Source organism: Pseudomonas sp. GM41(2012) (assembly GCF_000282315.2).
Lineage (GTDB): Bacteria > Pseudomonadota > Gammaproteobacteria > Pseudomonadales > Pseudomonadaceae > Aquipseudomonas.
On the sequence record NZ_AKJN02000006.1, the window covers coordinates 2,087,375 to 2,099,780 of the forward strand.

Annotated in this window: 8 protein-coding genes; 7 read left to right on the top strand and 1 reads right to left on the bottom strand. The window is 62.3% G+C overall.

Annotated features, from left to right (window positions below; genetic code table 11):
* Nucleotides 1–186: 186 nt before the first annotated feature.
* Genes PMI27_RS16415 through PMI27_RS16405 form a run of 3 tightly spaced genes read left to right on the top strand, consistent with a single transcriptional unit; the run spans nt 187 to nt 4,735 of the window.
* Nucleotides 187–1,359 carry an efflux RND transporter periplasmic adaptor subunit gene (locus PMI27_RS16415; RefSeq protein ID WP_008152223.1) on the top strand — a complete coding sequence of 391 codons (1,173 nt, stop codon included), beginning with the start codon at nt 187–189 and terminating at the stop codon, nt 1,357–1,359.
* A complete protein-coding gene (locus tag PMI27_RS16410; RefSeq protein ID WP_008152226.1) occupies nt 1,360–3,333 on the top strand; it encodes a MacB family efflux pump subunit in 1,974 nt (657 codons plus the stop codon).
* 7 nt (nt 3,334–3,340) lie between these two features.
* Nucleotides 3,341–4,735 carry an efflux transporter outer membrane subunit gene (locus tag PMI27_RS16405; RefSeq protein WP_008152228.1) on the top strand — a complete coding sequence of 465 codons (1,395 nt, stop codon included), beginning with the start codon at nt 3,341–3,343 and terminating at the stop codon, nt 4,733–4,735.
* A gap of 153 nt (nt 4,736–4,888) precedes the next feature.
* Here the strand turns inward: PMI27_RS16405 and pvdP are convergent, their stop codons facing one another.
* Nucleotides 4,889–6,508: a pyoverdine maturation tyrosinase PvdP gene (pvdP, locus tag PMI27_RS16400; protein WP_008152232.1), complete on the bottom strand. Its 1,620-nt coding sequence runs from the start codon at nt 6,506–6,508 to the stop codon at nt 4,889–4,891.
* A gap of 248 nt (nt 6,509–6,756) precedes the next feature.
* Here pvdP and pvdM point away from each other — a divergent pair, with 248 nt between their 5' ends.
* The 4 genes from pvdM to PMI27_RS16380 all read left to right on the top strand — a co-directional run bounded on the left by pvdM (nt 6,757) and on the right by PMI27_RS16380 (nt 12,337).
* Nucleotides 6,757–8,106 (top strand): pyoverdine-tailoring dipeptidase-like protein PvdM, encoded by a 1,350-nt coding sequence (gene pvdM, locus PMI27_RS16395; RefSeq protein WP_008152233.1) that lies wholly within the window; start codon nt 6,757–6,759, stop codon nt 8,104–8,106.
* A 30-nt stretch (nt 8,107–8,136) separates the two neighbouring features.
* Nucleotides 8,137–9,417, top strand: a complete 1,281-nt coding sequence (gene pvdN / locus PMI27_RS16390) for a pyoverdine-tailoring periplasmic protein PvdN (protein WP_008152236.1) — start codon at nt 8,137–8,139, stop codon at nt 9,415–9,417.
* Nucleotides 9,418–9,567: 150 nt separating this feature from the next.
* Nucleotides 9,568–10,446 (top strand): dihydropyoverdine dehydrogenase, encoded by an 879-nt coding sequence (pvdO, locus tag PMI27_RS16385; protein ID WP_008152238.1) that lies wholly within the window; start codon nt 9,568–9,570, stop codon nt 10,444–10,446.
* Between the two features lie 241 nt (nt 10,447–10,687).
* A complete protein-coding gene (locus tag PMI27_RS16380) occupies nt 10,688–12,337 on the top strand; it encodes a cyclic peptide export ABC transporter (protein ID WP_008152240.1) in 1,650 nt (549 codons plus the stop codon).
* Nucleotides 12,338–12,406 lie beyond the last annotated feature (69 nt).

Here is a 12,406-nt window from a genome sequence, read left to right on the forward strand (position 1 = left end):
GTGAGGCCCCCTTCGCGAGCAAGCCCGCTCCCACAGTTTGATTGTGTCCTCGCCTAAATTCCTCGGTACTTTCCTCGTTTACAGGACAGCTCCCCGTCTCTGTCGGCCCTCCGACAGCGCTCTGCTGTTGCCCGATTTTGTGCGCAGGCTGAGCGACGGGCCGATATTCATTGGCCGGAACCCTGCATGAAACGTCCCCGACAGACCCGACGCGCCCTGCTTGTAGCACTTTGTCTGATCCCCGTTATCGCCGTCGCCGCCTGGCAGATCATCCCGCCCGGCCGCGACCAGTTCGCCACCGTGCAGGTCACCCGCGCCAACATCGAAAGCAGCGTCACCGCGCTGGGCACTCTGCAACCTCGACGCTATGTCGACGTCGGTGCCCAGGCGTCCGGGCAGATCCACAAGATCCACGTGGAAGTCGGCGATGTGGTGAAGGAAGGCCAGTTGCTGGTGGAAATCGATCCGTCCACGCAACAGGCCAAACTCGACGCCGGGCGTTTCTCCATCGAAAACCTCAAGGCACAGCTGCAGGAACAACGGGCGCAACACGACCTCGCCCGGCAGAAATTCCAGCGTCAGCAAAACCTCAAGGCCGGTGGCGCCACCCGCGAAGAAGACGTGCAGACCGCCGAGGCCGAACTGCGCGCCACCCAGGCCCGCATCGACATGTTCCAGGCGCAGATCCGCCAGGCCCAGGCCAGCCTGCGCAGTGATCAGGCGGAATTCGGTTACACGCGCATCTATGCGCCGATGAGCGGAACCGTCGTCGCACTCGACGCCCGGGTCGGCCAGACCCTCAACGCCCAGCAACAAACGCCACTGATTCTGCGCATCGCCAAGTTGTCGCCGATGACCGTCTGGGCCGAGGTGTCGGAAGCCGACATCGGTCACGTCAAACCCGGGATGACGGCCTGGTTCACCACCCTCAGCGGCGGCAACCGTCGCTGGAACAGCACCGTGCGACAAATTTTGCCGGTGCCGCCCAAGCCGCTGGACCAGACCAGCCAGGGCGGCGGCAGCCCCGCCAGTTCGAGCAAAAGCGGCAGCGCTCGCGTGGTGCTGTACACCGTATTGCTCGATGTCGACAACGCAGACAACGCGCTGATGGCGGAAATGACCACGCAAGTCTTCTTCGTCGCCGAGCAGGCGAAAAACGTCCTCACCGCGCCCATCTCTGCATTGCAAGCCGGCACTGGAACGGACAATCAGACCGCCCAGGTCGTCGCCAAAAACGGTCGCATCGAGCAGCGCGACGTGCGCACCGGCATCAGCGATCGCCTGCGGGTGCAGGTCCTCGATGGCTTGCAGGAAGGCGATCACCTGTTGATAGGTCCGGCCGACGGGAGTGGCGGCTGAATGCTGACGCCCCTGATCGACCTGCACGACATCCGCAAAGCTTACGGCGGCGGCGATTCACCGGAAGTTCACGTACTGCGCGGCATCGACCTGTCGATCCATGCTGGGGAATTCGTGGCGATCGTCGGTGCCTCCGGCTCCGGCAAGTCGACGCTGATGAACATCCTCGGCTGCCTCGACCGCCCCACGTCGGGCGAATACCGCTTCGCCGGGGAAAACGTCGCCGCCCTCGACAGCGACGAACTGGCCTGGCTGCGCCGCGAAGCCTTTGGTTTTGTGTTCCAGGGTTACCACCTGATCCCGTCCGGCTCGGCCCAGGAAAACGTCGAGATGCCGGCCATCTATGCCGGCACTCCGGCCGCCGAACGCCACGCCCGCGCCGCCGCCCTGCTCGACCGCCTCGGCCTGGCCTCGCGCACCGGCAACCGTCCGCACCAGCTTTCCGGCGGCCAGCAACAACGGGTGTCCATCGCCCGCGCCTTGATGAACGGCGGCCACATCATCCTCGCCGACGAACCCACCGGCGCCCTCGACAGCCACAGCGGCGCCGAGGTCATGACCCTGCTCGACGAACTGGCGGGCCAGGGCCATGTGGTGATCCTCATCACCCACGACCGCGAAGTGGCGGCCCGGGCCAAACGCATCATCGAAATTCGCGACGGGTTGATCATCAGCGACAGCGCCCGGGACAACCCCGAAGCGCAGACCTCAGCCAACCCTGGCGCGCTGCAAGCGGTGGATCTGCGCAAGCGCCTGACCGAAGGCGCCGAAGCCACTGGCGCGTGGAAAGGCGAACTGGTCGATGCGGTGCAAGCCGCGTGGCGGGTGATGTGGATCAACCGCTTTCGCACCGCGCTGACGTTGCTCGGGATCATCATTGGCGTGGCGTCGGTGGTGGTGATGCTGGCCGTCGGTGAAGGCAGCAAGCGTCAGGTGATGGCGCAAATGGGTGCCTTCGGTTCCAACATCATTTACCTCAGCGGCTCGTCACCCAACCCGCGAACACCGCTGGGCATCGTTACCCTGGATGACGTCGCGGCGGTGGGAAGCCTGCCGCAAGTGACACGGATCATGCCGGTCAACGGCCAGGAAGCCGGGGTGCGTTTTGGCAACCTCGACCACTTGAGCTACGTCGGCGGCAACGACACTAATTTCCCGGCGATTTTCAACTGGCCGGTGGTGGAAGGCAGCTACTTCACCCAGGACGATGAACGCAATGCGGCGGCGGTCGCGGTGATTGGCCACAAGGTGCGGACCAAGTTGCTCAAGGACGTCGCTAACCCGATCGGCCAGTACATCCTGATCGAGAACGTGCCTTTCCAGGTGGTGGGCGTGCTCGCGGAAAAAGGTGCCAGCTCCGGCGACTCCGACAGCGACGACCGCATCGCCATCCCCTACTCCGCTGCGAGTGTGCGGCTGTTCGGCACTCACAACCCCGAATACGTGGCCATCGCCGCCGCCGATGCGCGCAAGGTCAAGGAGACCGAAAAAGCCATCGAGCAGTTGATGCTGCGCCTGCACAACGGCAAGAAAGATTTCGAACTGACCAACAACGCGGCAATGATTCAGGCCGAGGCACGCACGCAAAATACCCTGTCGCTGATGCTCGGTTCGATTGCCGCGATTTCGTTGCTGGTGGGCGGGATCGGTGTGATGAACATCATGCTGATGACCGTGCGCGAACGCACCCGCGAGATCGGCATCCGCATGGCCACCGGCGCCCGTCAACGGGACATCCTGCGCCAGTTCCTCACCGAAGCGGTGATGCTCTCGGTGGTCGGCGGGCTCGCCGGGATCGCCCTGGCACTGATCGTCGGCGGCGTGCTGATCCTCAGCGAAGTCGCGGTCGCGTTCTCCTTGATAGCGGTGCTCGGCGCCTTTGGCTGCGCTCTGGTCACCGGTGTTGTCTTCGGCTTCATGCCGGCCCGCAAAGCTGCCCGACTCGACCCGGTCACGGCCCTTACCAGTGAATGATCTATCCATGAAGCCGCCACTCAGCCTGCTGACCCTCTGCCTGTTACTCGGCGCCTGCGGCAGTCCCGCCCAGCGCCCGGACAGCGGCCTCCAGCCGCCCGCCTCCTGGCAATCGCCACACACGCAAAGCGCTACTCGCAGCCACCTGCAATGGTGGACCCAGTTCGGCAGCCCGGAGCTTGATCGCCTGATCGAACAAGCCCGGGTCGGCAGTTACGACCTGGCCGCTGCCATCGCTCGGGTGCGTCAAGCGCAAGCCGACACCGTGATTGCCGGCGGCTCGCTACTGCCGGAGGTCAAGGCCGGCCTGAACGCCAATCGGCAGAAACTATTGCGCGGCAACGGCTACAGCCAGCTCGATGCCGATGGCGATAACAAGGCCGTCGATTACTTTAATGCCAACCTCAGCGCCACTTACGAAGTCGACTTCTGGGGCGGCCAACGCGCCTCCCGCGACAGTGCGCAATTCGGCTTGCAGGCCAGCGAATTCGATCAGGCGACAGTGGAGTTGACGCTGCTCAGCGGCGTCGCCAACAGCTACGCGCAAAGCGTGTCGTTGCGAGAGCAAAGTCGCATCGCCGAACTGAATCTGGCGAACGCGCAGAGTGTTTTGAAACTGGTGCAGACGCGTTTTGACTCAGGCTCGGCGACGGCTTTGGAACTGGCGCAGCAGAAGAGCCTGGTCGCCGCGCAACAGCGACAATTGCCGCTGGTGCAGCAACAGGCTCAGGACGCCCAGATCAGCCTCGCCGCCCTGCTCGGCCGGCCGGTGCAGGAATTGTCTTTGGGTCAGGAACGCTTTGATCAACTGTCATGGCCAACCATTGGCGCGGGGCTACCCAGCGAGCTGATCAGCCGTCGCCCGGACATCGCCCGCGCCGAAGCGCAACTGGCCGCCGCACAAGCCAACGTCACCGTCGCCCGCGCCGCCATGTTGCCGGCTGTGACCCTGAGTGCAGAAATCGGCTCCGGCGCCGACCGCGCCGCCGACGTCCTGCGTAACCCTTTCTACAACCTCACCGCCGGGCTGCTCGCACCGGTCTTCAACAATGGTCGCCTGAGTGCCGAGCGCGACAAGGCCACGGCCCGCCAGGAAGAACTGCTGGAGACGTATCGAGGGGCGATCATCAATGGCTTCGCCGATGTGGAAAAAGCATTGAACAGCATTCGCGGCCTGGACGAACAGCGGCAGTGGCAAAGTGAAGAACTGAACCAGGCGCAGACGGCGTTCAACATTGCACAAAGCCGTTATCGGGCCGGAGCCGAGGATTTGCTGACGGTGCTGGAGACACAGCGCACGCTGTATGCGGCGCAGGATTTGAATGTGCAACTGCGGTTGTCGCGGTTGCAGGCGAGTATTGCGTTGTACAAGGCGTTGGGTGGGGGGTGGCAGGCGTTGTAATTTTGGTCGCCAGTGAGTACGCCATCGTCGGAACGCCGCCCGGACCAAGCTCGGCTCCTACAGGGTTTGATGTGTGCCGCATGATTTAGGCACGACACATAACCTGTAGGAGCCGAGCTTGCTCGCGATTGAACGATGACGCGGTTTTATTGATTAACTGGTAATCGGTTTGGCCTTCAAATGCCGCGCATACCAAGGCCGTTGCGGCACTTTGCGGAACAGATCCGCCAGTTTCTTCTCGTCATCACCAAAGGTAATCCGCAACGCCAGCTTCATGGTTTCCGGGTCCATCTCCACCGACTTGCCAGCCTGCAATCCCGGCGCAGTACTGCAACCATGAGTACTCGGACCGAGCCACGGGTCGTCAATCTCGACCCAACGCCCAGGCGCAAACCACGCCACGCCATTGACCTCAAGTCGACTGACCTGCCCCGGATGAAAGCGCTCGTGCGCACGAAACCAGTCTTCCAGACGATCGTCGATCCAGCCATGGAAATGCCAGAACACCGGGTTTACATGAGACGAAAACGGGTCGCCGAGGAAGTCGTTTTCCGGCGCATACCAGCGCGCGGAAAAGTCCGCCGGATCCCGGGCAAACGGCACCGGCTGACCGTTGGACGGATCACGCGGCACCGAGGCCCAGCGCATGTGCAGCCAGTCGTGCAGCCCCAACTCCACCTCTGAACCGAACTGACCCAAGGTCAGCTTCGACAGATAACGCGGATCGCGGTACTGCGACTCCCAGACCTGGAAGTTGCTGTGGTAGGTCTCGGCGGTCTTGATGTCGCTGACCCATTGCGAGTACTCGGCATCGTCGTCGGCCAGCCAGGTCGGCGGCAGCGCGGTGCCGTCATGGTTGTCGAAATAACGGGCGAACCCGACCCGATCCCGCGCCAGCTCCGGCTGTGGCAAGGGGAAGTGCGACCAGGACGGCAAGTCCTGCAAAGCGCGCGCCTTGCCGAGCATGTGCCGGTGCATGAAGAAGAAATCCACGCCCGAGCCATTACGATCCTTGCGCGCGCCACGGGCATCACGCTCTTGGTCTCGTGGACCAGGCTGCCAGCCAATGCCGCGCAGGGCGCCGCGCTTGTCTTCGGACAGCGTGTGCCATTTGTCCCGCGAGGCATGCCAGAGCTGATGAAACAGCCGATGCTCCGGGGACACCAGCCAGGCCAGCAGCGCCGGGTTGAGACCGTTGCGCTCGCGGGCTTCGGGGAACACGCGTTTGACAGCTATGAAGCGGTTGTCCTGGGCCGTCAACATCAGCGGACGATCCAGATTCAACACGCGACCACTGAGAGTGCCGCTGCCAGCGTTGCCGAAACCGGCCCAGACTTCGTCCAGCAACAGGCTGAACTCGTAATCCGCTGTGCCGTTGGCGCTGAGCAGTCGCCAGCTCAATTGCGCCGGTTTGGCGCCGGCCAGATCGCCGAGTACCCGATAACGCGGCACCTCGCTCGAACGCAAACGCTCGGCGGTGTCGAGGAACCCGTTCAGGCCGCGACCTTTGTGGCCGATGTCGAGGAACACCTCCAGCCCGTCCCGTGGCAGGCCTTCGATGCCGGCGTCAGGCCCCTCGAAACGGATCTGCCAGACACCGCGCAAGGTGTTCGCCAAGTGCTGGCCAGCGACATCCGCGACATCGAATGACGCTTCGCCGGGGGTGATCGTCGGATCCGGTTTCGTCCATTCACGATGCCCATAAAAAGCCGCAGGCACGGCGGCACCGGTCAGCGCCAGGCCTGCCATGAACCATCGTCGAGAAATCGTCATTGCCCTACCTGTGTCAGCCATGAAGCAGGCTTTATCCAAGCTAGAACGTTCATCCCCTTCAAAAATTTAACAGCATCGCCAGCAGGCTAGCTCCCACAGTAGATCTGGGGTGTTCGCAAAACCCCTGTGGGAGCGAGCCTGCTCGCGATGAGGCCATCAGCCCCACCCTAAATTTCCAACGGGATCACTCGTCCATCCCAGATAGCAAAGCCCCCCACACCGGGGCAACGAACCTGACTGAGATGAACATGACAAAACCACGTTCGAAAAAGGCTCTTTACATCGGCCTGCCGCTGGCCCTGGCGATCAGCGCCGGTGCAGGTTTTGCGGCCTGGGATTATTGGTTCAAGGACAATCCCGGTTACCCGGTCAAGGTGATGAAACAGGCCGATGAGCTGCACGAGCGAATCCTCTCCTTCGACAGCCACGTCACCGTCCCGCTGGACTTCGGCACCGCCGGCAATGAAGCCGACAAGGACGGCACCGGGCAGTTCGACCTGGTCAAGACCGGGCGTGGACGTTTGTCCGGCGCGGCACTGACCATCTTTGGCTGGCCGGAAATCTGGAACGGCGCCAACGCCCCGCACCGCCCCACCGCCGGTTTTGTCGACGAAGCACGGTTCGAGCAGGAAACCCGCTACAAAATCATCAGCACCATGGTTCGCGACTTCCCCAATCAGGTCGCCATCGCCTACACCCCCGACGACTTCCGACGCCTGCATGGCGAAGGCAAGTTCGCGATCTTCATGAGCATGCTCAACGCCTATCCGCTGGGCAACGACCTGAACGCCCTGGACAAGTGGGCAGCCCGCGGCATGCGCATGTTCGGCTTCAGCTATGTGGGCAACAACGCCTGGGCTGATTCATCCCGGCCGTTGCCGTTTTTCAACGACTCCCGCGACGCCCTCGGCGGCCTCTCGGAGATTGGCAAACAGGCCGTGCACCGCCTCAACGACCTCGGCGTGATCATCGACGTTTCGCAGATGTCGACCAAGGCGCTGGAGCAAGTTGCCCAGCTGAGCCGTGCACCGATGGTCGCGTCCCACTCGGCACCACGCGGGTTGGTGGACATCCCGCGCAACCTCAGCGACCAGGAAATGCAGCTGATCAAAAACAGCGGCGGCGTGGTGCAGATTGTCGGTTTCCCGACCTACATCCGCCCGCTCAGCCAGGCCACCCAGGACAAACTCAACGCCCTGCGCGCACGCTTCGACCTGCAGCCGCTGCAAGGCCTGGAGATGGCACTGATGCCGGGCGATCCGGTGATCACCGTCTGGTCCGAGCAACGTTTCGGCGAGTACGCCAGCCAGCTCTACGCGATTGTCGATGAAGAACCCAAGGCCACACTCAAGGATTACGGCGACGCGATCGACTACGCGGTGAAGAAAATCGGCATCGACCACGTCGGCATCAGTTCCGACTTCAACGACGGCGGCGGTCTGGACGGCTGGAAAGACGTCAGCGAGGCCCGCAACGTAACGGCCGAGCTGATCAGTCGCGGCTACGGCGAAGCCGATATCGCCAAGCTCTGGGGCGGCAACTTCCTGCGGGTCTGGGACCAGGTGCAGAAGTCCTCCAAGCCTGTGGCGAAAAACTGATTCTCTCTTTTGCAGAAGCGAACCGAGCTCATGACCAACCGTCGTTCATTCCTCAAGCAGGCCGGTCTTCTCGCGGCCGGTCTGCCCCTGGGCGCTGCCGTGAACCTGCCGGCGCTGGCCGCCACTCCGGCGCCGCTGCCGAAGGATAAATGGGCGCAACTGCGCCAGATGTTCAATCAGGACCCGGATTACCTGCACTTCGCCAACTTTCTGGTGACCTCACACCCCAAACCTGTGCGTGACGCCATCGACCTGCACCGCGCCAACCTCGACCGCAACCCCGGCCGGGCCATGGACTGGGACCTGGGGGAAACCGAAAAACGCGAGCAGGAAGTGCGCGTCTGGGCCGGCCGCTACCTCAAGGCCAAGCCTGAGCAGATCGCCCTCACCGGCAGCACCACCGAAGGCCTTTCACTGATCTACGGCGGCATTCATGTGCGCCCCGATCAGGAAATCCTCACCAGCGAACATGAACACTACGCGACGAACTATGCGCTGGGATATCGCCAGCAAAAGGACGGCGTCAAGGTTCGCAAGCTCAAGCTGTTCGAGCACAGTCAAAGCATTTCCGTGGATGAAGTGCTGGGCTCGATTGCCAAAGGCATTCGCCCGCAAACCCGAGTGCTCGGCATGACGTGGGTGCAATCGGGCAGCGGCGTCAAACTGCCCATCGGCGAAATCGGCAAACTGGTGGACGAACAGAATCGCAACCGCGAGGAAAAGGACCGCATCCTGTATGTGGTCGACGGCGTCCATGGCTTTGGCGTCGAGGACCTCGACTTCCCCGACATGCACTGCGATTTCTTCATCGCCGGCACGCACAAATGGATGTTCGGCCCGCGCGGTACCGGGATCATCTGCTCCCGTTCGACCGAGCTCAAGGACGTGACGCCGACCATCCCGACGTTCTCCGAAGCCACCACTTTCTCGACCATCATGACCCCCGGCGGCTATCACAGCTTTGAGCATCGCTGGGCCCTGAACGAGGCCTTCAAGTTGCACCTGGACCTGGGTAAAGCCGAGGTGCAAGCGCGCATCCACGCGCTCAATACCTATGCAAAAAACCGCTTGCTGGAGCAGCCGCAGATCGAACTGGTGACGCCAAAGAGCCCGGACCTGTCGGCCGGTTTTACCTTCTTCCGGATCAAGGATCGCGACTGTGAAAAAGTCGCCGCCCAGCTGATGGAAAACCGCGTGGTCTGCGACTCGGTGGACCGCGACGTCGGCCCGGTGATCCGCATCGCCCCCGGCCTGCTCAACACCGAAAACGATATCGACCGTTTCATGGCCTTGCTGAACAAAACCGCCTGACGCCATGACGCAGAACCCTGTGGGAGCGAGCCTGCTCGCGATAGCGGTGGATCAGTCACCATCAATGTTGAAGGTGATGGCCCCATCGCGAGCAGGCTCGCTCCCACAGTGGACCTGGCCTGACACCCGTTTTTTATATCGAGATGACTCATGAACCGAGATCAATTGACCTTGCCGCTCAAGGCCCTCGCCTTGTCCGCCCTCATGGCCGGTCTGCTACCGACCACCGCCCAGGCTGCCGCGCCCGCGCAACCGGGCAAAGTGTTCAAGGACTGCCGAGACTGCCCGGAAATGGTCGTGCTGCCCGCCGGCACCTTCACCATGGGCACACCGGACAATGAAGTCGGTCGCGAACCCGATGAAGGTCCAATGCACGAGGTGACCTTTGCCAAACCGTTCGCCATGAGCCGCTTCCAGGTCACCGCCGGTGAATGGGAGAGCTACGTGCGCGAGAGTGGCGTGACCATCGCCAATGGCGACACCCGGCCGGGGCGCGAGTGCGTCGCCAGCAAGCCGCGCTATCCGCAAAGCCCGCGTCAGCCGGCGGTGTGCATGAACTTCGATGACGTGAAGAACTACGTCGCCTGGCTGTCGAAAAAGACCGGGCAGAAGTACCACATGGTCAGCGAGGCCCAACGCGAATACGCCGCTCGCGGCGGCAGCAAAGGGCCGTTCCCCTTCCCGTTCGATGAGGGCAAGGAATACAGCATCACCAAACACGCCAACATCTATGGCCCGGCGGACGGTTACAGCTTCAGCTCGCCAGTGGGCAGCTACCCGCCGAACGCCTTCGGTATGTACGACATGCACGGCAACGTTTACGAATGGGTCGAGGACTGCGAACACCCTGATTACGTTGGTGCCCCCACCGATGGCAGCGCCTGGGTCGAGCCCAAATGCGAAGCCGTGCGGATTCGCGGCAACGACTGGGGTGAAGCACCGGTGTTCTCCCGCTCCGGCAACCGCAACAGCCAGTACCCGCAGGAACGCGGCGACTGGATGGGTTTCCGCATCGTGCGCGACCTCTAGGCCACACCCCCTCCACCTGTAGGAGCCGAGCTTGCTCCGGGCGGCGCTCCGACGATGACTGCCGTCCAGTCAATAGAGATGTCGGCTGATAGTCCGCTATCGCGAGCAAGCTCGGCTCCTACAAGGTTGTGTGTGGAGTCAGTGACCATTGCCCCGCCACCAGTCGGCCCCCTTCTAAATTAACCCTTGCACCAGACGTTCTACTGGGTATCTGCCTTCACGACCCAAGGAACTGTCTTCCATGACCCAGCCTACCCGTGGCGCCATCGGCGAGTTGTTCGCCCTGTTGAAACCCTTTCGGCTCATCGTCGCCGCGTCCATTTTCCTGGGCATGGTCGGCGGCCTGAGCGTCACGGTATTGCTGGCGACCATCAACAACGCCCTGCATTCGGACACCGGCCTGACCCAAGGCGTCGTCGCCCTGTTCGCCGGCCTGTGCCTGCTGGCCCTGGCCAGTTCGATCTGCTCGGACATCGGCACCAACTACGTCGGCCAGCACATCATCGCCAAGCTGCGTAAACAGCTGGGTGAAAAAGTCCTGTCGGCACCGATCGAACAAATCGAGCGCTATCGCAGCCACCGCCTCATCCCGGTGCTGACCCACGACGTCGACACCATCAGCGACTTCGCTTTCGCCTTCGCACCGTTGGCGATTTCCGTCACCGTGACCCTGGGTTGCATGGGCTACCTGGCCATTCTGTCGTGGCCAATGTTCCTGATCATGGTCGCCGCTATCCTGATCGGCACGGCGATTCAGGCCTATGCCCAAAGCAAGGGTGTTCAGGGTTTCATGGCCGCCCGTGAGGCCGAAGATGAACTGCAAAAGCACTACAACGCGATTGCCGAAGGTGCCAAGGAACTGCGTATTCATCGCCCACGCCGCCAGCGCATGTTCGTCTCGGGCATCAAGGCTACGGCCGAATTCATCTGCAACACCCAGGTGCGTTCGATCAACACCTTCGTCATCGCCAAGACCTTCGGCTCGATGCTGTTCTTCGTCGTCATCGGCCTGGCCCTGGCCCTGCAAACCTTCTGGCCGAGCGCCGACAAAACCGTGATGAGCGGCTTTGTGCTGGTGCTGCTTTATATGAAAGGCCCGCTGGAGCATTTGATCAGCACCCTGCCGATCGTCAGCCGCGCGCAGATCGCCTTCCGCCGCATCGCCGAATTGTCGGAACAGTTCTCCACCCCGGAACCTCATCTGCTGCTCAGCGATAAAGGCAACGTCAAGCAAGCGGTGCACGAACTGAAACTGGCCGATGTGCGTTTCAGCTTCCCGGCTGCCGAAGGCGCTGCACCGTTCCAGCTCGGGCCGGTGAACCTGACGATCAAGCAAGGCGACATCACTTTTATTGTCGGCGAGAACGGCTGTGGCAAGACCACGCTGATCAAACTGCTGCTGGGTCTGTATACGCCGCAGCAGGGTGCAATTCACGTCAACGGCGAAGTGATCGACGCCGCCAACCGCGATGACTATCGCCAGTTGTTCACCACCATTTTTGCCGACTATTACCTGTTCGATGACGTGGTCCAGGGCGATACGCACATCCCCGAAGACGCCAACAAATACCTGCAACGGCTGGAGATCGCGCACAAGGTCAGCGTCAAGGACGGCAACTTCACCACCACCGACCTTTCCACTGGCCAGCGCAAACGCCTGGCCCTGGTCAATGCCTGGCTGGAGGAGCGTCCGGTGCTGGTGTTCGATGAATGGGCGGCTGATCAGGACCCGACCTTCCGGCGGATCTTCTACACCGAGTTGCTGCCGGACCTTAAGCGTCTGGGCAAGACCATCATCGTGATCTCCCACGACGACCGTTATTTCGACGTGGCGGACCAACTGGTGCGCATGGAAAGCGGACGGGTCGTCACCGAACTGGCCCCCGCCTGAATAAACGCCTCTGTAGGAGCACGGCTTGCCGGCGATGGCCATTTTGAGGACGCCATCGCCGGCAAGCCG